The 22,792-nt window shown below is 41.5% G+C and carries 22 protein-coding genes; 14 read left to right on the top strand and 8 right to left on the bottom strand.

The window, feature by feature from the left end:
• The first annotated feature begins 306 nt into the window (after positions 1-306).
• Positions 307-1,512, top strand: a complete 1,206-nt coding sequence (locus tag ACQKFG_RS17040; protein WP_427560903.1) for an MFS transporter — start codon at positions 307-309, stop codon at positions 1,510-1,512.
• 159 nt (positions 1,513-1,671) lie between these two features.
• A complete protein-coding gene (locus tag ACQKFG_RS17035; RefSeq protein ID WP_427560900.1) occupies positions 1,672-6,336 on the top strand; it encodes a hypothetical protein in 4,665 nt (1,554 codons plus the stop codon).
• A gap of 329 nt (positions 6,337-6,665) precedes the next feature.
• On the opposite strand, the gene ACQKFG_RS17030 is transcribed toward ACQKFG_RS17035, so the two are convergent.
• Complete coding sequence (locus ACQKFG_RS17030) at positions 6,666-7,592, bottom strand: hypothetical protein (protein ID WP_427560897.1); 927 nt, start codon at positions 7,590-7,592, stop codon at positions 6,666-6,668.
• Between the two features lie 228 nt (positions 7,593-7,820).
• Here ACQKFG_RS17030 and ACQKFG_RS17025 point away from each other — a divergent pair, with 228 nt between their 5' ends.
• The 5 genes from ACQKFG_RS17025 (at position 7,821) to ACQKFG_RS17005 (ending at position 11,894) form a co-directional block, all read left to right on the top strand.
• A complete protein-coding gene (locus ACQKFG_RS17025; protein ID WP_260287907.1) occupies positions 7,821-8,051 on the top strand; it encodes an excisionase family DNA-binding protein in 231 nt (76 codons plus the stop codon).
• A 207-nt stretch (positions 8,052-8,258) separates the two neighbouring features.
• Positions 8,259-9,278, top strand: coding sequence for an AI-2E family transporter (locus ACQKFG_RS17020; protein WP_228467614.1), 1,020 nt, complete (start codon positions 8,259-8,261; stop codon positions 9,276-9,278).
• Between the two features lie 340 nt (positions 9,279-9,618).
• Positions 9,619-10,440: a basic amino acid ABC transporter substrate-binding protein gene (locus ACQKFG_RS17015; protein WP_427560892.1), complete on the top strand. Its 822-nt coding sequence runs from the start codon at positions 9,619-9,621 to the stop codon at positions 10,438-10,440.
• Between the two features lie 78 nt (positions 10,441-10,518).
• The gene (locus ACQKFG_RS17010; RefSeq protein WP_061461716.1) at positions 10,519-11,175 is read left to right on the top strand and encodes an amino acid ABC transporter permease; all 657 of its coding nucleotides are present in this window, start codon (positions 10,519-10,521) and stop codon (positions 11,173-11,175) included.
• Positions 11,172-11,894, top strand: a complete 723-nt coding sequence (locus ACQKFG_RS17005; protein WP_192207860.1) for an amino acid ABC transporter ATP-binding protein — start codon at positions 11,172-11,174, stop codon at positions 11,892-11,894. Before ACQKFG_RS17010 ends, ACQKFG_RS17005 begins: the two co-directional genes overlap by 4 nt.
• A 70-nt stretch (positions 11,895-11,964) precedes the next feature.
• Here ACQKFG_RS17005 and ACQKFG_RS17000 read toward each other — a convergent pair whose 3' ends face one another.
• From ACQKFG_RS17000 to ACQKFG_RS16990, 3 genes are all read right to left on the bottom strand, one after another.
• Positions 11,965-12,336, bottom strand: coding sequence for a hypothetical protein (locus ACQKFG_RS17000; RefSeq protein WP_427560887.1), 372 nt, complete (start codon positions 12,334-12,336; stop codon positions 11,965-11,967).
• A 161-nt stretch (positions 12,337-12,497) separates the two neighbouring features.
• Entirely contained in the window at positions 12,498-13,379 is an 882-nt protein-coding gene (gene cidR, locus ACQKFG_RS16995; RefSeq protein ID WP_192207862.1) for a cidABC operon transcriptional activator CidR, read from the bottom strand.
• A gap of 167 nt (positions 13,380-13,546) precedes the next feature.
• Positions 13,547-13,972 carry a universal stress protein gene (locus ACQKFG_RS16990; protein WP_427560884.1) on the bottom strand — a complete coding sequence of 142 codons (426 nt, stop codon included), beginning with the start codon at positions 13,970-13,972 and terminating at the stop codon, positions 13,547-13,549.
• Positions 13,973-14,136: 164 nt separating this feature from the next.
• Between ACQKFG_RS16990 and ACQKFG_RS16985 the strand changes: the two genes are divergently transcribed.
• From ACQKFG_RS16985 to ACQKFG_RS16965, 5 genes are all read left to right on the top strand, one after another.
• Positions 14,137-14,538 carry a MerR family transcriptional regulator gene (locus ACQKFG_RS16985; protein ID WP_342615099.1) on the top strand — a complete coding sequence of 134 codons (402 nt, stop codon included), beginning with the start codon at positions 14,137-14,139 and terminating at the stop codon, positions 14,536-14,538.
• Positions 14,539-14,606: 68 nt separating this feature from the next.
• Positions 14,607-15,374, top strand: coding sequence for a 3-hydroxyacyl-CoA dehydrogenase (locus ACQKFG_RS16980; protein WP_427560880.1), 768 nt, complete (start codon positions 14,607-14,609; stop codon positions 15,372-15,374).
• 80 nt (positions 15,375-15,454) lie between these two features.
• Entirely contained in the window at positions 15,455-16,600 is a 1,146-nt protein-coding gene (locus tag ACQKFG_RS16975) for an acyl-CoA dehydrogenase family protein (RefSeq protein ID WP_349729707.1), read from the top strand.
• 27 nt (positions 16,601-16,627) lie between these two features.
• Positions 16,628-17,800 (top strand): thiolase family protein, encoded by a 1,173-nt coding sequence (locus tag ACQKFG_RS16970; protein WP_427560876.1) that lies wholly within the window; start codon positions 16,628-16,630, stop codon positions 17,798-17,800.
• Between the two features lie 111 nt (positions 17,801-17,911).
• Positions 17,912-19,492, top strand: coding sequence for a fatty acid--CoA ligase (locus tag ACQKFG_RS16965; protein WP_427560873.1), 1,581 nt, complete (start codon positions 17,912-17,914; stop codon positions 19,490-19,492).
• 402 nt (positions 19,493-19,894) lie between these two features.
• Here ACQKFG_RS16965 and ACQKFG_RS16960 read toward each other — a convergent pair whose 3' ends face one another.
• From ACQKFG_RS16960 to ACQKFG_RS16950, 3 genes are all read right to left on the bottom strand, one after another.
• Positions 19,895-20,077 carry a YfhD family protein gene (locus ACQKFG_RS16960; protein WP_192207869.1) on the bottom strand — a complete coding sequence of 61 codons (183 nt, stop codon included), beginning with the start codon at positions 20,075-20,077 and terminating at the stop codon, positions 19,895-19,897.
• Positions 20,078-20,186: 109 nt separating this feature from the next.
• Positions 20,187-20,309, bottom strand: a complete 123-nt coding sequence (locus ACQKFG_RS16955) for a YfhE family protein (protein ID WP_081088510.1) — start codon at positions 20,307-20,309, stop codon at positions 20,187-20,189.
• A gap of 53 nt (positions 20,310-20,362) precedes the next feature.
• A complete protein-coding gene (locus ACQKFG_RS16950) occupies positions 20,363-21,283 on the bottom strand; it encodes a TIGR01777 family oxidoreductase (RefSeq protein ID WP_427561270.1) in 921 nt (306 codons plus the stop codon).
• Positions 21,284-21,408: 125 nt separating this feature from the next.
• Here ACQKFG_RS16950 and recX point away from each other — a divergent pair, with 125 nt between their 5' ends.
• Positions 21,409-22,206 (top strand): recombination regulator RecX, encoded by a 798-nt coding sequence (gene recX, locus ACQKFG_RS16945; RefSeq protein WP_349729704.1) that lies wholly within the window; start codon positions 21,409-21,411, stop codon positions 22,204-22,206.
• Positions 22,207-22,281: 75 nt separating this feature from the next.
• Positions 22,282-22,593, top strand: coding sequence for a YfhH family protein (locus tag ACQKFG_RS16940; RefSeq protein ID WP_034305394.1), 312 nt, complete (start codon positions 22,282-22,284; stop codon positions 22,591-22,593).
• A 41-nt stretch (positions 22,594-22,634) separates the two neighbouring features.
• Here ACQKFG_RS16940 and ACQKFG_RS16935 read toward each other — a convergent pair whose 3' ends face one another.
• A complete protein-coding gene (locus tag ACQKFG_RS16935; protein ID WP_034305387.1) occupies positions 22,635-22,790 on the bottom strand; it encodes a small, acid-soluble spore protein K in 156 nt (51 codons plus the stop codon).
• Between the last annotated feature and the right edge of the window lie 2 nt (positions 22,791-22,792).

The raw sequence follows: 22,792 nt of genomic DNA, 5'->3' as shown, positions 1-22,792 counted from the left end.
CACCATTCTTCACTTGCAGAATGGTTGATACCTGGGTGGTTTAATGGAACTTTGAACTAAAACGATTTCAAGTCATTCCGCTGTAAGAATGATGAATAGAAAAGCTTGGCGAACTTAAATCGTTAGTTTTCATAAGGAAAGTAAATGGACGGAAACGAACATATCGGCATTTCGTATGAAGGGGTAGCCCAGTGTCATACTGGGCTTTTATTTATATATATTTAGGTATACGAAATAAATCATTCGCTTATTTTAACCAATTTTAGTAAACTGGCAATGACTATTTTAATTAGAAGGTGAAGGGAAATGAGGGAAACCTTAGTGGATGAACGGGTTAGAGGCACTGATAAAATCTGGACACGTGATTTCATCATGATCTGTTTGGCAAATATGTGCATCTTCATGGGGTTTCAAATGACGATGCCGACCCTCCCGCTGTATGTTGAGCAGCTTGGCGGTGACGATCGCCTGGTGGGGGCTGTCCTTGGAATCTTCACTTTTTCGGCATTGCTTGTTCGGCCAATTGCCGGCAGATTATTGGAGACGAAGGGTAGACGCATTGTTTTTTCTGCCGGCTTGGCCATTTTTGCATTGTCCGTGGGTTCCTTCGGCTTCATGGGGAGCATCGGCCTGTTATTCATGATGCGGATTGTACAGGGCGTCGGATGGGGATTTTCTTCAACGGCATCAGGAACGATCGCTTCCGATATAATCCCTGCGAAACGGCGTGGCGAGGGGATGGGGTATTATGGATTATCGGGAAACTTAGCACTTGCATTAGGGCCATCGTTGGGTCTTTTTCTAGTTCACGTCATTCCTTTTCAAGAGTTATTTTTGATCTGCTCATTATTAGGTTTGTTTGCCATCATTGCGGCATCGCTTATTCGGTATCGAAAGGTGGGAAGTGATCCTTTGGCGGCTGTCAGAGCCAAAAGGTTTGATATATATGAAAAAAGTGCCCTTCAGCCATCTTTGCTCATTTTCTTCATCTCCGTTACATTCGGTGGAATTGCAACCTTCCTTCCGCTATACACTGCGGAAAAAGGTGTAGATGGCATTCAGTGGTACTTTTTAGTATATGCAATGGCCCTCATGGTCACGAGATTATTCGCGGGGCGATTATATGACCGAAGGGGGCATCGAGCCATATTCGTGCCTTCAACATTACTCATCATGACTGGGATGCTGTTGCTTGCATGGATGCCGAGTGAAACTGTTCTTTACATTGCAGCAGTGCTTTATGGATTTGGATTCGGTTCAGTCCAGCCAGCGCTTCAGGCATGGTCGATTGAAAAGACGCCACCAAATCGGAAGGCGATGGCGAATGCAACATACTTTTCATTTTTCGATCTTGGAGTGGGCATAGGTGCCATCGTGTTCGGGCAAATAGGCTTCCTCTTCGGCTATAGGAGCATATATATCACGGCTGCCGCCTCCATTTTCATTTCAATGATCGTTTATTTGTGCATCATCAGAGGCGAGGATAAAATAAAATCAGTGGAAAGACGTTGAATGGCTTCTATAGAAGCCATTCTTTTTTGATGCAGGAGAAACACCGCTGTTTTTCTATTCCGCCCTTAATATTCAATAAATGTAAAAACTTTGTTATTATCAAAAAGAGAATATACATAAGATGATAGAAGGTCTATTTGAAGGAAGGGGAAGCTTGGGATGAATGATTCTTCAAACGAAGAAATGACAATAGAAAGAAGGAAGCGTATTTTCCAAGAAGAGCTGGGTGTTTTATGGGAAAGGCGGCTCATCCCTAAATCAGAATATATCCGGATTAGCAGGGCATATGATCGGCATTTCCAATTAGCCCTCCATAAACAAAAGCGCTTAGGACAGGAAAAAAAGATCCAAGGACATGAAACGATTATCGGTGAAAGTGCAGAGGTGAGGGGACAAGATAGCCTACTCGAGAAATCTTCATTGAAATTACGTGAATCCAGTGGAGTGAGCGAAACGATAACGAAAGATGAGAAGACCTCGTATGAAACTAATGGATCGGCTTTCGAGGAAAGTCTTGAACCTGTCAAGGAGATCACTGATAGGAAACCTGGTATTCAAAAGCAGGCCATCAAGCGGGAGAAACAGGTAAAACCGGCAAAGCCGAGGAAAACACCTGAGCAAATCAGGGAACGGAATATCTCAGTCATCTTGCTCACCGGGGTCATATTGCTTCTGTTCGGCGGGTTGATTTTAGCAACTTCCTCATGGGGGGAGCTGAATGCGGTCCTGAAAGTTTTCTTCATTGGAATGGTATCCGTCATTTTTGCAGGGATGGCCTTCATCGCTTCAAAGCTGAAGATTGAACAGACCGCTTTTGCATTCCTGACACTAGCGGGTTTATTCATTCCGATTACGATTTTATCAGCTTCATATTATCGGATTTTTGGAGAGTACCTTTCACTTAATGGTGGGGGGAGGGGGCTACTGGGGTTTCTTGGGGGATTACTTTGTTTAGCGATTTATTGTAAGATTGCTGACTACTTTAAGTCGAAAATATTCATTTTCATTTCGATATTCACGTTTGGCATAACCGGCTATTTCGGATTGGCTTTTGTGACGCCGACTATCGAGTGGATGTTTTTGGCGATAGGCATTCTTAATTTAATACTATTATGGAATATTGAGCAATTGAAAAATCAACAAGCATTAACGTTATTCAAACCATTCATTTTTCAATTCATCCAGTTTAAGATCATCGTGGAAGCCTTTGTGATCCTGACGTTATTTTCAAGTAACTTGGTGTACTCGCTAACGTTGATGGTCTTTTCTGTTTTGTTTTTAATTTTTTCGGTCAAATTCCAAAAAAAATATTATGAAATGGCTTTTAGCGCCGTTTTCACGTATGGATATATCCATTTAATCTTTAACTCATTTTTAAGTGAGTATATGATCATTGCTTTTGCACTTGTACCAATCATTTTTACTATGCTATCAAAATATCTGGCTAAATCCAAAATGACTAAGCTTTCCAAGAACTTCATGTTCACCAGTTTGATTGAGAGCGGGATCGTTTTCTTATATTGTAACGCGATGGTGTACCAGGAGAACTATGCGCAAATATTCGTCGCGCTCATGATAGTATCCGCTCAGCTTGTCCATGTTTCCCTTCAATCGAAAAATTCAGGCTTCACGTACCCGGCTGTTGTTGTTTTCAACTTAGCGTTCCTGTATCTTTTCTTTGCTTTGCCAGTCTCTTTTTCTACCATTTTAAGTCTTGTTTTCGTTCTTCAGGCCATTCAATATGTTGGAGTATATTTATATAACCGTCACCCAAGGTACGGCCTGTTTAAGAAGAGTATCTTACTTATCTCCCCAATGATCATGTTAGTGATACTGACCATTAAAGTCAGTGAAATGGATTGGCTTGCAGTTAGTGCCGCACTCGCCATGATCTCGGGACTTTTCTTCATCACATATATAAAAGACGATTCAAAGCATATGAAGGAAAACGCCATATACGGATTTCCAATCACTTTCGTACTGGCTCTGGTTGCTTTCAATCCATATTTGTTGGAGAGTTTAGAGTGGGCCCGGTCAAATATAACGCTCAGCGTCTATTTAATGGGGGTTTCACTGATTTCCATCGGTGCAGCTTACACATTTAGAAGGGGTTATCATAAATTCTTTCCTGTTTTTGCATATAGCGCGCAGATTCTTTCCTTCCTTTCCTTGGTATCGATTCCATTCGATTCACTGAAGCCTTTGGAGGAAAGCGGAGTCATTGCCATTGCTACGGCAATAAACGGCTGGGCCGTCCATATACATCGGAAGCACATATTCTGGGTGCCTGTCGTGATTACAAGTGCAGGCCTATATGCCTCACTCTACGATGTTTTTGATTTTGGTTTAATGGTATTGAAGCTTGCGTTTGTACTGCTAGGTCCTATTATCTTTTTCCTTTTAGGAGAATGGCTTGGTAAATATTCGTACAAAGGGAAATTGTACTTCCAATATACTAGTCACCTTGCCAATTTACTGGCGATTCCTGTTGGATATTTGCTCATTGTTTATACGGAAAGTTCTCCGTTCCTATATGCTGCACAACTGTTGATTTATATGTTGAGTTCTTTAAGGACACATGTGAAATGGGAAAAATATGTTTTTACGTACCTAGGGTTTTCAGCCCTTTTCCTGCAGGTCCATTTATTTTTTGCAAACGAGGGGCAAAGGGCATTCATAACACCAATATCCATGATGATTACAGCAGGGATCATAACCATCCTGTGGTCGGTTTCCAATAAGAATTGGAAAGGAATCATGGAGTATTATCTTATTCCATTCATTCATTTAGGAATAAGCATATCCATATTGGAAACGGCCATCCGGGGTCTTCCGCTTAATAGGGAATTGGTCTGGGTAGGAGTGATGACTGTACAGTTCTTGTTTGCCTGGTATCTGCTCATGAAAAGGAATTGGCGGAACTATGTTGTCGTTCCTCTAAGCATGGCCTTCATCTTTTATAATATGTATGTAAATACACTACCTTTGGTTATGGCGATCATCGTATTACTTGTATGCATGACTGTGATGGTGATGGTTAGCAGACGCCATTTCAAAGGATTGGTCAACCAAGAGGGAACGAAGAGAGTCATTGATTATTATCGGATTTTTGGCTTGTTATATCTGTGCACCCTGAATCTGGAAGTGTTTATGAGCGATAAGGGTTCAGCAATTTTGGGGATTTTTGTTTCCCTGCTGTTGCCTGGCTACTTCATCCTTATGGAAAGATTCACGATCCATAAGAAAGAAAGAAGCATTTATTTGGGAATAGCGGCCATCATCGGACTTTTCCCGTTCATCAATATCATGGACTTTGCCCATGCACTCCCAATCATCACGAGCTTGGCCGTTCTTTTTGGCTGTATGGCAGGAATGCTATTGTTAAGCAGGCTGTATTCCAGCCGGTTACTCAAGAAAGACGGATCAGGCATCGTAATCTTTGATCCTTACAGGATTTATGGTTTATTCTTTTTGATCGATATGAATGCGGAAGTTTTTAATGATACTAAACATCCGTTACTCCAAGTCTTCGTATCGCTTCTGTTAACCGCTTATTTCATTTTCCTGAGAAGCATGACAGCGGAAAAGCCAGAAAGGAAAATCCATTCCAAAATTGCTGCACTAGTCAGTCTGTATCCCTTCCTAGTCATCGTCGGCTATGCCGACAGCCTATCGGTTGAAATGGGATTGATGATCCTTTTCGGCTGTATGTCAGGGATGTTGCTTTTAAGCCGGCGTTATTTCGATGGTTTAATAAAAAGGGAAGAAACAGGCATTTCCATCGATGCATACAGGATATATGGCCTGCTTTTCTTACTTGCCATGAATAGGGGAATTTCAGTAACTGAAACATCAAGCCAGTTACTCGAGGTTGTCGTATCACTCTTGATCACGGTTTACTTCATCTTGATTGGAAGTTTCACAAAGGATGTAAAAGAAAAGGGCATCTACGTTTGGCTGACGGGAATTCTCAGTTTGTATCCCTATTGGACCATCATCATGTACGCGGACACATTACGGCCTTTCATTGGCGTGGCAGTCCTTTTTGGGTGTACGGCCATAATGGTACTGCTAAGCAGGAAATTCTTTAAAGGCTTGCTATATAAAGGTAGGTCAGGACTTCAATTGGATTTTTACAGAGTCTATGGTCTGCTGTTTCTTCTTGCCATGAACATGGATGTTTTAACGGGGGGACCAGCACATTTCATTTTGGAAATCTTCGTGGCGCTTCTGATTCCGGCCTACTTCATTTTGATGAGAAGCACGACGACAGGAATGTTGGAAAGAAAATCCCAGTTGGCTGCAGCGATATTGTTCAGTTTATATCCATATTGGGTCATTGTCGATCAGCTCACGATACCTCCTGTACTTGAGGAGGAGGTGAATATTCTGCCGCTGTTCATTGTCAGTACCACTCTGCTGAGGAAAATCTTCGTTAAAGGCAAAATCACACAATATATCGAAAGTGGTATTGTTTTTCTCTTGTTTTCAGCCCTGATCATTGATGCGATGGCAGGAAACACCTTATTTGATGCGCTCATTATCGGCACGGTGTCATTGGCAGCAATGCTCTTTGGATTCATGATGAAATACAAATCCTATTTCATCGCTGGAACTGGGACCATTTTATTCAATGTTTATATGAATACCAATTCGATGTGGGGCGAGATGCCATGGTGGCTGTATTTAATCATCGGCGGCGGGCTGCTTATCGGAATTGCATCTTTCTTTGAATGGAAAAAACAAAAAGAAAACCGGACATCGAAAGAAGTACTTGAGAAAAATAAACAAAGGATAAAGAATTGGTTCAATCGGTGGAATTAATGAAGAGGGGAAATTCGGCAAAATAAAAACGCTTGGGCATCCAAGCGTTTCAGACTGTAGGCAAACTCGTTAATAATTGAGCTTGTATACAGTTTTTTTTTGTTGCGTTCCACTCCAGGGACTCGCTTTCCGCGGACGGTCCGGGAGCCTCCTCGGAGCGTCCAATGCACCTGTAAGGTCGGTTACTCAGAAACTATCTAAGGTTTCCCGAAACCAATCAATTTACGCTTCCATTGATAAAAAAAGATGGACAATTGGACAAGGCAAGGCAGAGGCCCCATCGCTACAAAACTGAAACGCTTGGGCATACCAAGCGTTTCTTGTGGAGTTCAAGACGAGCAAGAGCTGCATGAAGAACAGCTTGAAGAGGAATCAGAACTGCCGTCATGGGAACCGTTATGACCGCCATGATCGGCATGGCCGGATCCAGAGGAAACTGTGCTCGCTTCATTCCCGAAAATATCTTTAAATTCGCTGTCAAAATCATCGGTGCTTGCATAAGTGAAATAGGCAGGAGCGGCATAGTCCGTCTGGTCGTACGTTTTCCGCCAATTCAATTCTGGCATGGGGCGATTTTCTTTAAATTGGGAAGTGAAAGATTCAAAGGTCCGTTCCGCTTGCATACTTGTCGGTTTCCTCATATATTTCTCTTTTAACTGCTCCAGTTCCAACGTTTCAAAATCACGGAGAAGCGTTTGCCCTTTATCATGTTTGAAAAATTTTCCCCATTTTTGAATGGAATGGGAATCCACGGTAAATAGCTGAACATAGTAAAAGTCGAAAAGAGTGCGCTCATCGGGTTTGAAAACAGGTTCTGAATGAGGATGGTGCTGAATGGTCCTACCGATGAAAGCCTGGCAAAACTCATCATATTCCCGTCTGGATTTCAACATGATGTGCCACAACTCATCGATGACTGAATTAAACATTTCAACTTTTCCAAACACTGCAGCCATGATCAAGTAGCGTTTCAATTCACGCCAAGCCTGATTGACCTTTAACTGTGAGTACCGTGGATGCTTCAGGCGGAATTCAGTATTGACCTTCTCCATATAATTGAAATCCAGTGCATGATTAAGCTTTTCTATCAATGCCTCTGAAACGATTTCCGTTGCATGCAGATCTAAAGTTTCAGCATGGTATTTACGGAATTCATTTTGATAGCGTTCTAATTTAGCTGGTTCACTTAGTCCTTTAACGAAATTGACCAGTAAAACAGCAAAAATTGCCGCAAGAATGACATAAAAGAAAGTCATTTTTGTCCACTCCTCTAAATATATGGGTATATTACTTTAATATTATCTTACATGTTCTTGGAAGGGATTGTAAGTTTATTTGAACAAATCGTTCCATTGACGAAACTCGATTAAGCTGAGGAGGTTGCATGCCGGTTTCGTCCTCAGGCAAAGGGGGTTTAAATCAAAAACCAAGCACTTCAAAATATGCTTCATATCTAGTATAGTTAGGAGGAAAAGGGGTGAAGCATGTACTTGACAGTAAAAGAGACTGCGGAATATCTATCGATGCCGGAATCTTATATAGAAAGTTTGATCGTTCAAAATAAAATTCGCACCGTTTATGATGGTGAGCAGCATTTGATTTTTAAAGATCAGTTTAATATGCATCTTGAACAGATGGAGAAGTATAAGAAGGAATTGGCGGATTATTATAACGAACCCATTCCAGAAGATATCGATGTGAAGGATGAAGATTAGCATCTGCCGGTTTGGCAGATGTTTTTTCATGCAGAAATGGCTTTGGATAAAAGCTTGGATTTTCCTAAAAGGTCTTAACGGCGTTTTACTGATCATTCAAATAATTTTGTTGTCAATGGAAGGTAATTGTAGTAGAATTCCTCAATTCCGTGTAAAATAAAAGGTAAAGGAATTATTACGGCAGAACGGTAGTTAGGAGATAGGTAAGTGGTAAAAGAGTATTTGCAAAGCGAAGGTTTTTCAAGGTTAATTACATTAATTGTGTTAGTCCTCTTTTTAATTAGCATCGGTAGTATGGTTAATATCGTGTTATTCACATTTGTTTTCACTTTCCTGATGGGAAGGCTGGAGCAAATTATCATGATTCGGCTGAATAAAGTGATGCATATCAATCCCAAGGTTGTTATAAGCTTTTTATATGTAGTCGTCATTTCTTGTTTAGTCATCGTTCTTTATAAATATCTACCGGTCATTACGCTACAATTCACGGAATTAGTGACACAGATCGTTTTCTTCTTTCAACATCCACCAGATAGCAGGGTCATTCAATATGCCATTAATATAATGAACGAGCTGAAATCTCCGCTCGATCTTCAAACACAGATGAATACACTCTATCTTTATATATCCGATTTCGGTAAACTGGCATTTCAAATTTTCATTTCCATGTTGCTTAGTCTATTTTTCTTATTGGAAAAAGATAAAATCATTCGTTTCACTTCTAAATTCAAGCGGGCCAAATTTAAATCTTTCTTTATAAACTTAAGCCACTTTGGCGTCAAATTCATCAATTCATTCGGAAAGGTGATTGAGGTCCAGTTCTTGATAGCCATCACGAATGCCGTCCTATCTGTAACTTTCTTATGGATTCTTGGCTTCCCGCAGTTGCTCGGTCTAGGGATCATGATTTTCTTCCTGGGTTTGATTCCTGTTGCAGGGGTCATCATCTCCCTCATTCCACTTAGCATGATTGCCTATAGTATCGGTGGCATGCCCAAAGTGATTGCTGTATTAATCATGATTGTTGTGATCCATGCAATTGAAAGCTATATTTTAAATCCGAAATTCATGTCGGCAAAAACAAATCTTCCAACATTTTTCACCTTCATCATCCTATTGTTTTCCGAGCATTTCCTTGGGATATGGGGATTGATCATCGGAATACCGATCTTCATCTTCCTGTTGGATATGTTGGATATTGAAGAGGGGAATACGGAAGTCCCATAATAATCATTCGAGCAGCGGCCACGCTAATATGGCTGCTGCTTATTTTTGTTCCATTAAACCTTTTGAAAGATGGCGCTAACTGTTTTCAATATAATATCCATTAATTTGAGTAAAGGGGAAAAGGATGCGTCTTTCCCAATTAGAGCATAGTTGCGTTTTTGGTTTACCAAGTTAATTGATTAAATTTTTATTTTACTAAAGTTATTTATCGGCTTTTTATTGCATAAAAAAACAAATAAACGTATAATATTCTTAAAAGAATATACTGAAAGTTCTGTTAAGTTAGATTTATCTGTTTTTTTCAAAAAATAGAGTTTACGAGAGAGAAGAGGGGATAATTTTGAAAAAGGTTTCTTTTTTAGTGTTTGTCATGGTTGCTTCTTTGTTACTTGTCTTGACAGGATGCGGGAAGGAAAAGGAAGTCTCGACAACTGGTAAAGAAGAAGGGTCCAATGGGAAAACACTGAGGATTGTGACGGACGCCAACTATGCTCCATTTGAATATCTTGAAGGGGATAAGATTGTAGGATTCGATGTTGATTTCATCAATGCCGTTGCAAAAGAAGCGGGTTATGAAGTTAAATTGGAAAGTGTTGGTTGGGATCCGATTTTTGTTGAAATCGAAGGTAAGAGAGCGGATGTCGCCATATCTGCGATTACAGTGAATGACGAAAGAAAACAATCTTATGACTTCTCTGTTCCGTATTTCTTATCCACAAATAAGATTCTCGTTCCTGAGAATAGTGATATAAAATCAGGAGATGAATTGAAAGGAAATGTCATTGCCGTTCAGACTGGTACTACTGGACAGGAAGCGACAGAGAAACTCCTTGGAAAGAATCACAAGGATATCAAAAAATTCGAAAATAATAACCTGGCCATTCAGGAATTACTAAAAGGCGGAGCTTCGGCTGTCGTAGCTGATAATACGGTCGTTGAAGAATATGTGAAAAATAACCCCGATCAAAAACTGAAAGTCGTTGAAGATAGTAAAAGCTTCAATGAGGAGTTTTATGGACTTATGTTCCCAAAAGGCAGTGAATTAAAATCTGAGTTCGATAAAGCCGTGAATGCCATTTATGAAAATGGGAAATATGCGGAAATCTATAAAGAGTGGTTTGGTACTGATCCAGATATTGAAACGTTGAAAGCACAACAATAAAAACAAATGGATAGTAAAAGATTGCGTAACTTTACGTGTGAAGTTACGCAGTTTTTTTGGTCTTAGGAGGGAAACAATATGAGTTTTCGCTGGGATATTATTTTTGAATATGCTCCTTTCTTATTAAAAGGAACGTTGCTTACAATAGGGCTGTCGGTTTCCTCCATCCTCATCGGAACTTTTTTGGGGTTATTGATCGGTTTAGGGAAAATCATGAGAAACAAAGTGCTTGCCTTTCCATTTTACTGTTATGTCACGGTTTTTCGCGGAACACCGCTTTTAGTTCAAATCTTTTTAATCCATTTTGGAATTGTGCCCTTTTTTACTGGGGAAACGAATGCAGTAACTGCCGGTGTCATTGCTTTATCTTTAAATGCAGCCGCATACATTGCCGAAATTTTCCGGGCGGGCATTCAATCCATCGATAAAGGGCAAATGGAAGGGGCGCGTTCATTGGGAATGACCCATACCCAAACAATGATACATGTTGTATTGCCCCAAGCTTTCAAACGAATGATTCCTCCGTTAGGAAATGAATTCATCGTATTATTGAAGGATTCATCCCTGCTTTGTGTCATTGCTGCCCCGGAATTGATGTATTGGGGGAAAGCGATGGGGAGTCAATACTTTAAAGTGTGGGAGCCATACTTGGCGTGTGCCTTCATCTATTTATTCCTGACCCTCATTTTAAGTTTCGTATTAAATAGACTCGAAAGAAGGTTGAAAACAGAATGATCAAGGTGGAGAATCTAAAGAAGTCATTTGGCGAAAATGAGGTATTGAAAAATATCAATGCAATCGTTTCCCCTCGGGAAGTAGTCGTGGTGATTGGTCCTTCTGGGTCGGGTAAATCCACTTTCCTCAGGTGTATCAATCAACTTGAAACGATAACGGGAGGCCATATTTTCATTGAAGGGCTTGATACGACAGACAAGAAGGTCAATATCAATAAAGTCCGGACGGAAGTTGGCATGGTATTTCAGCATTTTAACTTATTTCCTCATAAGACTGTTCTTGAGAATATAATGCTTGCGCCTATAAAGGTCCGCAAAATATCCAAAGAGCAGGCTTCCCAAAGAGGGATGGAACTGCTTAAGAAAGTGGGACTTGCCGAGAAAGCGAACGCATATCCGGATTCATTATCGGGGGGACAAAAGCAACGTGTCGCAATTGCCAGGGCGTTGGCGATGGAGCCCAAAATCATGTTATTCGACGAGCCGACTTCCGCTCTAGATCCGGAAATGGTCGGTGAAGTTCTTGAGGTCATGAAGCAACTGGCTAAGGAAGGCATGACCATGGTAGTTGTGACCCATGAGATGGGGTTTGCAAAAGAAGTTGGAGATCGCGTGATTTTCATGGACGAAGGTTATATTATTGAAGAAAACATTCCAATTGAGATTTTTAATAATCCCCAGCAGGAAAGAACCAAAGCCTTTTTGAGTAAAGTGCTTTAATTACACATAAAGAAAAAAACCTTCCATTAAGGGAGGTTTTTTTTGGAGCATATCAGGTTATCAGGGTGCTTTATTTGATGTATGAAGCGCCTAAAAGCGATTCAGGGCTTTTACCGAGCACGAGCATACTGATTTTGGCATAACCAATATTTTGAATATGGGAGAAGGTCTGAAGTAATACCTGGATATTCGGATCATCCTTTAACTTTTGAACTTCCTCTATATATAATCCGATAACGGAGGGCATAACGAATTCAGGGGTATATTCGTTTGGGTTTTCATCCATGATTAATGTGCCCATAAATTGATATTTAAATTGAAGAGCCCGTGTTAAGGCAACGACATGGAGCAGTTTATTAAATAGTTCGGGGTAAGAATATTTAATTTTCTCCAGAGCTGCTTCTGTTGCCTGTAACTCATCTACACTAGATAAAGTGATCATGAATATCTCCTTTTTAGAATATATTGGATCCATCAGCATTTACCGTGCATTTTACTTTACTAGTCTACCCTCGCCGTAGCGCCTTGTAAAATGGTTAGATATTATCATGTGCATAACTTAAATCTATGATAGTGCTTACATCAATCATGCTAGATAATTCACTACTTACGAGACAGCGCTTCCTTCGTATATTTCAGCCATTCTTTTGCAGCGTATGAAAGGTAATGGTCCTTACTCCATATAAATCCTAAATTCCAACTGATGGAGGGGTTTTTAACCTTGATTGTCTTTACGCGCTCATCATGGCGGCATAAACCTTCCGGTAATAGAGCAACGCCAAGTTTACAGTAGACCATTTCCTCAATAAAATCCCAGCGTGAGCTTTCAGTAACAATATGTGGAGAAAAACCAGCTTCATTACAGGATGAAATGATGAGATCTCGGAGGACGTAATCTTTATTGAATAAGATGAAAGATTCGTTTTCCAGGTCGGCCAAATCGATTTCTTCCTTACATGCATGCGGATGGGTGGGATGAACAATCAAGTTGATGTCTTCTTCCAAAAAGGCAAAGTGATGAAAATGTGCGGTGTTGGTTGGCAGGACTATTACTCCTATATCAATTAAGTCATTTTGGACGGATTCTTCTATCTTCTTTGAACCATCCTCTACTAATTGAAAGGTAATATTGGGATAGTCCTCGTGAAAACGGCTAAGAATCCGGGGGAAGAAAGAAGCGTCAATGATCGGCGGCAGCCCGATGCGTATATGTCCCTTTTTTAAACCTAATAAATTGTCCATTTCCGTTTCTAAATTGTGAAAGGCCTTATCAATCAATTTTGCCTGCTCTAAGACAACCCTGCCTGCATCGGTCAAGATCAGTTGCTTGCGTGAACGGTCAAAAAGCTCAACACCTAGCTCGGTTTCCAGGTTTTTAATCATCTTGCTGATGGTCGGCTGGGTAATGAATAAATGGTCGGCAGCACGAGTGAAGCTATTGAAATTAGTTACTTCTATAAAGTATTGCAAATGTTTAATATCCATTGCGTCACCTGTTATCCTCGTTTAAAATTAGTTTCATTTTACCCGTAAACGGAAGTGTTTGTAAAACATGATAAGCTTTACTTGGTTTTCATGCACGCATAAATAAGCTGGATTCCCAAGGGGAACCCAGCTTATGGAAGGACCGGCAATAATATCCGCCGTGAATTTTATTTGACCAACAAGACGGGCACTGGGGAATGTTGAACGATGTAGTGGCTTACACTGCCAAGGAATTCCTTGAAACCACTCAATCCGCGGCTGCCCATGATGATAAGGTCACAATTCTGGGATTTTGCATGTTCCAATAATGTCGTGATGGCTGAGCCCTCTACGACAAATGTTTGGGATGAATTCGGGATTTCAGATAAAAGCTCCTCCGCTTTTTTAATCACTTCCTTGCCATACTTGAGCATGGATTCTTCAATTTCCTGAAATGCATTGCCATATATATTTGATTTGATTGGCAATGTTACAGCGTGAAGCACTTGGATTTCGATAGCGGGATCCAGCTTCGCTAATTCAATCGCTTTTTCTAAAGATTTAAGTGCCAATTCAGATTCATCATAAGCAACTAATATCCTTGAACATAGCATTGGTCGATCATTCCCTTCTTTTAATTAATATACCTATAGTATATCAATTTAAATCTTTCATATAGTTTCATATATTATAAATTTTGTGAATATTTATTGAAGTTTACGTTTACGTCAATGTTAGAATAAAGGTAAATAATCCCTTTGTAAAGTGTGGTTTTTACATGTACACCATTTCTGAGTTAGCAAAAGAATTCGGATTGACGACAAGGACCCTCCGTTATTATGAGGAACTGGGTATGCTTAGGCCAAAGCGTACCGAAACGGGAAAAAGAGTTTATGGAAAGAAAGAATATGCACAGCTCAAAATCATAATGCGCGGTAAGAAGTATGGTTTTTCGTTAGTGGAAATAAAGGATATAGTCCTTCTATTCGAAAAGGATAGGACAGGCATTAAGCAGTTGGAAAAAACGATTGAAACTGCAGGACAGAAATTAAACGAAATTAATGAACGCATTAAAGAGCTGGATGGATTAAAGCAAGATTTTGAACAGGTAATCAAAGGCTTTACCGAAACCCTACATGACTTGAAAGTGAACGATAAAACAGGCAAGCGGTGTAATTAATCTTGAAAATAGGTTTTGATGATAGTAAGAGATGAATATATATTCTAGAAAACAAATGGGGTGGGAATTTGGAAATTCAAGAAACCATTGCAGTTGTGACAGGCGGGGCTTCTGGTCTGGGAGCTGCAACAGTAAGAAACATCATTAAAAAAGGTGGAAAAGCGGTCATATTTGACCTCTCGGAAGAAAACGGCGCTAAAATGGCGCGGGAATTGGGAGATTCAGTGCTGTTTATAAAAACGGATGTAACTAGTGAAGAAAGCGTATCGGTAGCATTGGATGAAGGAATGAAAAAATTCGGGAGCATCAATACGGTCATCAACTGTGCAGGCATTGCGATTGCAGAGAAGGTCATAGGCAGAAAAGGTATACATGAATTGAAAGCGTTCTCAAATGTCGTGCAGATCAATTTGATCGGTACGTTTAACGTAATCCGGCTTGCGGCTGAAAAAATGGTCGAAAATGAACCGAACCAAGAGGGGGAGCGTGGGGTCATTATCAATACAGCTTCGGTAGCTGCCTTTGAAGGACAAATCGGACAAGCCGCATATAGTGCCTCTAAGGGGGGGATTGTTGCCATGACTCTCCCGATCGCAAGGGAGCTTGCCACCAATGGGATACGTGTCGTATCGATTGCACCCGGTCTATTCCATACTCCGATGTTCGATTCATTGCCTGAAGAAGCCAGGACGTCATTAGGTAAAACCGTGCCATTCCCACCAAGGCTCGGGTATCCCGAAGAGTACGCTAAACTAACGGAAAGCATCATAACGAATCCAATGCTGAATGGGGAAACCATCAGGCTTGATGGGGCCATTAGAATGGCACCCAGGTAAGTTGTTAATTCCTTCAGGGAAATCCATTGTAAATCTGGAAAAAGAGCCTCCGGCAAGGAAATGGAGAGGAGAGAAAACAGATGAAGCATCCATACCTAAGTGAAGATCATGAAATTTTCCGTAAGTCATTCCGAAAGTTTTTAGAGAAAGAAGCAGTTCCCAACTATGAACGGTGGGAAGAAGAGAGAATCATTCCCCGGTCATTTTGGGTGAAAATGGGGGAACAGGGTTTTTTATGCCCGGACCTTGGAGAAGAGTATGGGGGTTCCGGGGTAGATTGGGGCTTTGCTGTCATAATTAATGAAGAATTGGAAAGAGTGGGTTCTGGTTTCATTGGTTTCGGACTTCACAGTGACATCACCGTTCCGTATATTTCCGCATACGGAAATGAGTCGCAGAAACGGCGTTGGCTTCCTAAATGCACGACAGGGGAAATCATTACAGCCATTGCCATGACAGAGCCTGACACAGGTTCAGATTTGGCCAATATTAAAACGACTGCCATTTTGGATGGAGATCATTACATATTAAATGGCCAAAAGACATTCATCACAAATGGCATTCATTCGGATTTGGTCATCGTTGCCTGTAAAACGGATCCAAGTGCCGTTCCGAAACATAAAGGCGTTAGCTTAGTCGTGGTCGAAAGGGATACACCCGGATTTTCCAGGGGGAGAAAACTGAAGAAACTTGGCTTGCACAGTCAGGATACAGCAGAACTCATCTTCGAGGATTGCCGTGTTCCAAAGGAAAACCTGCTTGGTGAAGAAGGCAAGGGGTTTACTTACTTAATGGAAAAATTGCAGCAGGAACGCCTTGTGGTGGCGATTTGTGCTCAAACTGCATCTGAGGATATGCTGGCCGATACGATTGAGTACGTGAAGGGCAGGGAAGCGTTCGGAAAATCCGTAAGTCAGTTTCAAAATACCCAATTCAAAATGGCGGAAATGGCAACGGAAATCAAAATGGGGCGTGCCTTCCTAGATCAATTGATCGCCAAACATATGGCTGGTGAACAGGTTGTAATGGAAGTTTCGATGGCAAAATGGCGTTTGACGGAGACTGCCCGAAAAATATCCATTGAATGCATGCAGCTCCATGGCGGCTATGGATATATGGAGGAATACAAGATTGCCAGAAGGTATCGGGATGTTCCCGTAGCAAGCATCTATGCCGGGACAAATGAAATCATGAAGAAAATCATCGCCAAGAATCTGGGTCTATAATAAAACGATGAGAAGGGGAGAGAGTATATGCGGGAAGTGGTTATCGTTGAAGGGATCCGCACGCCAGTTGGCAGAAGGAACGGTGTCTTGAAAGACGTTCGCCCTGATGATCTGGCAGGGGAAGTATTGAAGAAGCTGATTGAAAAGGCGGGCATCGATCCGGCTATTGTCGATGATGTCATTTTAGGTTGTGTTTCACAGTCGGGCGAACAGGCCGGTGATATAGCAAGGGTTGCTGCACTGATTGCCGGATTTCCAATTGAAGTGCCGGGAACGACGATCGACCGTCAATGCGGATCAAGTCAGCAGGCAGTCCATTTCGCTTCCCAGGCCATCTTGTCAGGTGATATGGATGTCGTAGTGGCCGGTGGTGTGGAGAACATGTCACGAGTTCCCATGGGGTCTAATTATCAAGGTGCTGGAACAAGCCAAAAGTATATGGACTCGTATGAGGTGATCAACCAAGGTTTGTCAGCTGAGAGAATCGCCGATAAGTGGGGAATAACACGGGAAGATTGTGATCAGTTTTCCGTTGAGAGCCATGCCAAGGCAATACGCGCTCAAAAAGAAGGGCATTTTACCCGTGAAATGATATCAGTAACGGGTACTGATAAAGAAGGAAATCAAATCGAAGTTACGGAAGATCAAGGCCCAAGGGATGGAACCACGCTTGAAGTACTTGCTGGATTGAAACCGGTTTTTCAAGAAGGCGGTTTAATCCATGCAGGGAACTCCAGTCAGATCAGTGATGGTGCTGCCGTTTTATTATTGATGGAACGCAGTAAAGCCGAAGAACTTGGATTGAAACCGCGCTTTAAAGTGCATACACGGGTTGTTGTCGGGTCAGATCCCACCCTGATGCTTACGGGACCGATTCCCGCCACCAAAAAAGCTTTGGAAAAAGCAGGTCTTACAATTGATGATATCGATATCTTTGAAGTGAATGAAGCTTTCGCTCCTGTACCGATTGCCTGGCTAAAAGAAACGGGGGCAGACCCCCAAAAGTTGAATCCAAATGGCGGGGCGATTGCCTTGGGTCATCCTCTTGGCGGAAGCGGGGCCCGATTGATGGTGTCGATGATCCATGAGTTAGAAAGGACGGGCGGCCGTTATGGGCTGCAAACAATGTGTGAAGGCCACGGCATGGCTAATGCAACCATCATTGAAAGATTGAACGGAAGCCGGACTATCGATTTATGAACATTCGTAATTCGCACGAAAGTAAAAGCTGAAAAAGGGATGAAGCCGACCATCGGCAGGCTTTGCCTGAACTCTGCCTGTTGATGGTGGTTACTTGAGGAGGAACATGATATGTCAGTAACGATTAAAAATATCTTTGATCATACGGTTCAGAAATTTCCCATTAAAGAAGCTATCTACGACGTGAGAAGAAATATCCGCTATACGTACATTCAATGGAATGAGCAGGTGAATAGGTTGGCGGCGGCCCTCCAAGCGGAAGGGGTGCGAAAAGGGGACAGGGTCTCTACGTACCTTTACAACAATGAAGAGCTTGCAACAGCATTCTTTGCCTGTGCAAAAATCGGCGCAATCTTTAATCCGATCAACTTCCGATTAATGCCGGAAGAGTTGGCCTTCATCTTGAACGATGCTGCTCCAAAGGTCGTTTTATTCGAACACGAACTGGAAATGAACGTTGCCGCGGTTGAAAAGCGATTTCCGGAAACGGCTTTTTGGTATATTGATGATAATGTGCCTGGATATGCAAAAGGTTACCGCCAGAAGATGGCAAGTATCTCATCAAAGCCAGATGAAGTGGACGTTCACGAAGATGATATTTATGCCATCATGTATACGAGCGGGACAACCGGTCGTCCAAAAGGGGTCATTCACCTTCATAAAGATATGGTCAAACAAGCCGAGATTTTAATTGAGGCCATGAAGTATGAACGCTCTGATATCGGTTTGATTACTGCACCGATGTTTCATTGTGCCGAATTGCACTGTTCCTTTTTACCTCGCATACAGGTTGGTGCCGCAAATGTCATATTGCATCAGTTTAATCCCAAAAAGGTCATGGAACTGATTGAATCGGAAGGGATCACCAAGTTTTTTGCTGCACCTACGATGTGGAACATGCTCCTCCAGGAAAATTTGGATGAGTACAAATTCCAGAGTTTGAGGCTTGGGCTTTATGGAGCAGCCCCGATGGCTCCAACACTTGTACGTGCCTGTCAGGAGAAACTCGGCATCCAGTTCATCCAAGCTTATGGAATGACTGAAATGGGTCCTGCCATCACTCTCCTATTGGAGGAAGACCAAATTAGAAAAGCGGGTTCTGCCGGCAAGGCATGTTCCGATCATGAAATAATCATTGCCCGTCCGAATGAAGAAGGGCCATCGGATCCCGAGGATATGCTGGAACCTGGGGAAACAGGGGAAATTCTTGTGAAGGGTCCGTGTATCATGCAGGGGTATTTTCAAAAAGATAGAGAGACCGAAAAGGCGCTTTACAAAGGCTGGTACCATTCCGGTGACATCGGTTTCCTGGATGAAGACGGATATCTGTGGGTCAAGGACCGGGTGGACGACATGATTATTTCTGGAGGGGAAAATATTTATCCACGTGAAGTGGAAGATACACTATATGAGCATCAAGGAATTCTCGACTGTGCAGTACTTGGTCAGCCGGATGATCAATGGGGGGAAACGGTGACGGCCTTCATCGTAGCCAAAGACCCAACGCTTGCGGAAAACGATTTAGAAGCCTGGTGTAAAAACAGTGTTACGCTAGCAAACTATAAACGTCCAAGAAGATATATCTTCTGTAATGAGCTGCCTCGTAACGCAAGCGGGAAGATACAAAAGTTCATGCTTCGTAAACAGTTAGAAGAAAACGTTAATGGAGAAAGTTTAGGGAACTTTCTTTAATGCAGGGGTCAGTAGCGGATGCAACCACTGACAAGTTAGGGGGAAAAGTCATTTAGAATTGCTTGGCTTGCAATCATACTTGGAAGGAAGAAATTTAATAAAGAGACGTATGGATGAATGATTATATAAATAATAATCCTGTGGAACAAATCAAGCAGAGAGAATAGTTATCCACAACAAAAATACAGCGTGGGTAGCATAACATCCACTTTATCCACATAACCCACAGGGTTATCCATAAATAACATTATTTTCATGTTAATAAAGTGAGTTATTGTACTTATATTTTATCAGTATTTTCAGAATATATCCACAATATACACAGGGGTGTGGATAAGCTATGTAAATAAAGAAAACACAAGGGGCTGATTTACAACCCCTTGGTTTGAGTTATCATGCTTATTAACGGCGATTATGAGCACGGCGGTCAGCTGCATTTGCCCGGGCTTGTGCCTCGATGTCTTCCTGGTCAGCCAGTTCGGAAGAATATTCAACGTCAAGTCCGTCACTCTTTAGGTTTTTAGGAACCTGAGGAAGTTTTTGTTTGTTCTTATCTCGATTATGGTGTATGCTTTTTCGTCCCATGTTAGCGCCTCCCTAGAATGAAAAATAAGCTGGAGATGAATTCACTAATCATCTCCAGCTTATTTTGTGTTGGGTGGCTATTCAAAATGTACGGAAAAAAACTCCAAACTTAACGACGGGATTTCTTCTCGGTATAACCGCCAGCTCGATCTGCTTTTTTAAATTCACGAGCATAAAGAATCGCTTGGGTACTAGTTAAGTTACTTTTCTCTTTATCGTGTTTTTTGAGCAATTAGATCATCTCCATTTCACTTAATATCCCTATTTTTTCCTAAAATGACCCTTTCATACGTGAGAATCTTCATTCAAGATATTTTGTAAAGCTTCTTTAAGGATTGGAAAGGAGAAAGTGAATCCTTCGTCTTTAAGTTTAGTGGGAAGGACATTTTGTCCTTCAAGCACAAGTATGCTCATTTCCCCCAGCAATTTTTTGAGGAAGATGGGAGGTACGGGTAACCAATGTGGCCGGTGCAGGACAGCTCCTATCGTTTTCCCGAATGTATCCATCTGAACGGGGTTCGGCGCCGTAATATTGACTGGACCCTCTATCCGCTGATCGTTCATGCAAAAGATGATTGCCCGGACCACGTCATGGATATGAATCCAGGAAAGCCACTGATTCCCTTTGCCCATCTTTCCTCCGCCGAATAGTTTATAGGGGAGGACCATCATTGGCAGTGCGCCATCTTTTTCTCCAAGAATCACCCCAAATCTTGTTAGGACCAACCTATTACTGTAAGAGCGTGATTTAGCCGCTTCCTTTTCCCATAGTTGAACAGTACGGGCCAAGAAATCATCACCAACGGATCCAGAGGTTTCGGTAAAGGTCTCATCGTCCGAAATACCATAATATCCGACTGCACTTGCATTAATGATGACGGACAATTTATCGGGCAGCATGGAGATGATCCGGTTCATCTCTTTGGAAGCTTCGACCCGGCTTTCGACAATCCGGCGTTTTCGTTCAGGTGTCCAACGCCCGCTGTTAAGGGATTCACCAGCAAGGTTAATGAAAACATCTAGCCCCGCCAAGTGCTTTTCCGGCTGTGCCTCCTTGGCCAACCAGCTAATATATGTCAAATTAGTCTGTTTTTTAAATTTTTCGGGATGACGGGTCAAAATATATATATCATGATTTTCTTTTGATAATTCATCAATAAGGGCTGTGCCGACAAAACCGCTTCCACCAGCAATGGCTATTTTCATCAGAACCACTTCCTTTCCCTTTCTTTCCTTCACTTTAACATGTCCATGTTCTTTTTTCATTTTTAGACATGCTATATATAGAAATGGTAAACGTAAAGGGGTAAAGTAGTGGTGGGGGTGGATTTATGCCAAACATAACAAAAATAACAACCCAAAAGAAACGTAAAGATCGTTATAACATTTTCGTTGACGAAAAATATGCCTTCAGTGTAGATGAAGAAGTGCTATTGAAATTTCATTTGAAAAAGGGTATGGAACTTGATGACCTGCTTTTGGCAGAAATACAATTCCATGATGAAATCCAAAAAGCATTTACCGATGCAATTAATTATTTATCATACCGAATGCGCTCGGAATCGGAAATTCGCCTTTATTTAAAAAAGAAGGAGACGGAAGAGCCGATCATTAAAGAAGCGATACATAAACTATACAGTTTTAACTATTTAGATGACCTTGAATTTGCCAAGGCTTACGTACGGACCCATGTGAATGGAGGTAATAAAGGGCCCACTACCCTTAAGCTCGAGCTTAAGGAAAAAGGGGTGCAAGAAAAGTTGGTTATCGAGGCATTGAAGGAATACCCCTATGATATTCAGATTGAACATGCAAGGAAACTTGCTGGAAAAGCGGTCAAAAAGGAAAAAAACATTTCCGAACGAGCTTTAAGGTTGAAAGTTGAACAAACCTTGTTACGGAAAGGTTTCCCTAGAGATGTCATCCATGAAGCACTTGAAGATGTGACGGTTGAAAAGGATGAAGATGAACAATGGGATTCTCTTTGCCACCATGCCGAAAAAATGCAACGCCGATATAAAAACCATGAAGGCTTCGAATATGAACAAAAAATGAAGCAGGCATTATACCGAAAAGGTTTTCCAATAGAATTGATTGAGCGTTTTCTTTCCCTTTCAGATGCGGATTAAGTGCATCGATAGCCAAATCACTAAATTTTGTTTAATATAGAAGTAAATTAATATTTCATTTAAGGAGTCATATATATGAGTGACGTAAGATACAGCAAGTTGTCCGCCTATGAACTACAACAGGAAATTGCAGCGTTGACTGAAAAAGCGAGAAAAGCAGAGCAATTGGGAATGGTTAATGAATACTCTGTATTGGAACGAAAAGTGACGATGGCCAAGGCCTATTTGTTAAATCCTGATGATTTCAAAAAAGGTGAAATATATCAAATTGACGGAGATCCCGGGGTCTATTTCAAAATTGATTATATGAACGGCGTATTCGCCTGGGGTTACCGCTTAGGTGGTAGCGGAAAGGAAGAAGCACTTCCGATTTCAATGCTGAAATAAAAAAGGAATCGGGGAAAACCCGATTCCTTCTGGTGTACGAGTTAATTCGATCGCTCGTTTGATGCTTTCATTCTTTCTTGAGGGTGTGTATTAATACTGCCATCTGCACGCTTTGAAGCATATCTTGCCTTTGCACGAGGCTCGCCTTGGAATTTATTATTGTTTTGGTTGGGGAATCCTTTTTGTTTATTTCGCAAAT

Source organism: Peribacillus sp. NPDC076916 (assembly GCF_050269675.1).
Lineage (GTDB): Bacteria > Bacillota > Bacilli > Bacillales > DSM-1321 > Peribacillus > Peribacillus aracenensis.
This window is presented reverse-complemented; position numbering and strand designations above follow the sequence as displayed.

What these genes read in the sequence shown, in the direction of transcription:
- ACQKFG_RS17040 (WP_427560903.1), top strand. Translation starts at nt 307, where the DNA reads ATGAGGGAAACCTTAGTGGATGAACGGGTTAGAGGCACTGATAAAATC.
- ACQKFG_RS17035 (WP_427560900.1), top strand. Translation starts at nt 1,672, where the DNA reads ATGAATGATTCTTCAAACGAAGAAATGACAATAGAAAGAAGGAAGCGT.
- ACQKFG_RS17030 (WP_427560897.1), bottom strand. Translation starts at nt 7,592, where the DNA reads ATGACTTTCTTTTATGTCATTCTTGCGGCAATTTTTGCTGTTTTACTG.
- ACQKFG_RS17025 (WP_260287907.1), top strand. Translation starts at nt 7,821, where the DNA reads ATGTACTTGACAGTAAAAGAGACTGCGGAATATCTATCGATGCCGGAA.
- ACQKFG_RS17010 (WP_061461716.1), top strand. Translation starts at nt 10,519, where the DNA reads ATGAGTTTTCGCTGGGATATTATTTTTGAATATGCTCCTTTCTTATTA.
- ACQKFG_RS17005 (WP_192207860.1), top strand. Translation starts at nt 11,172, where the DNA reads ATGATCAAGGTGGAGAATCTAAAGAAGTCATTTGGCGAAAATGAGGTA.
- ACQKFG_RS17000 (WP_427560887.1), bottom strand. Translation starts at nt 12,336, where the DNA reads ATGATCACTTTATCTAGTGTAGATGAGTTACAGGCAACAGAAGCAGCT.
- cidR (WP_192207862.1), bottom strand. Translation starts at nt 13,379, where the DNA reads ATGGATATTAAACATTTGCAATACTTTATAGAAGTAACTAATTTCAAT.
- ACQKFG_RS16990 (WP_427560884.1), bottom strand. Translation starts at nt 13,972, where the DNA reads ATGCTATGTTCAAGGATATTAGTTGCTTATGATGAATCTGAATTGGCA.
- ACQKFG_RS16985 (WP_342615099.1), top strand. Translation starts at nt 14,137, where the DNA reads ATGTACACCATTTCTGAGTTAGCAAAAGAATTCGGATTGACGACAAGG.
- ACQKFG_RS16975 (WP_349729707.1), top strand. Translation starts at nt 15,455, where the DNA reads ATGAAGCATCCATACCTAAGTGAAGATCATGAAATTTTCCGTAAGTCA.
- ACQKFG_RS16970 (WP_427560876.1), top strand. Translation starts at nt 16,628, where the DNA reads ATGCGGGAAGTGGTTATCGTTGAAGGGATCCGCACGCCAGTTGGCAGA.
- ACQKFG_RS16965 (WP_427560873.1), top strand. Translation starts at nt 17,912, where the DNA reads ATGTCAGTAACGATTAAAAATATCTTTGATCATACGGTTCAGAAATTT.
- ACQKFG_RS16960 (WP_192207869.1), bottom strand. Translation starts at nt 20,077, where the DNA reads ATGGGACGAAAAAGCATACACCATAATCGAGATAAGAACAAACAAAAA.
- ACQKFG_RS16950 (WP_427561270.1), bottom strand. Translation starts at nt 21,283, where the DNA reads ATGAAAATAGCCATTGCTGGTGGAAGCGGTTTTGTCGGCACAGCCCTT.
- recX (WP_349729704.1), top strand. Translation starts at nt 21,409, where the DNA reads ATGCCAAACATAACAAAAATAACAACCCAAAAGAAACGTAAAGATCGT.
- ACQKFG_RS16940 (WP_034305394.1), top strand. Translation starts at nt 22,282, where the DNA reads ATGAGTGACGTAAGATACAGCAAGTTGTCCGCCTATGAACTACAACAG.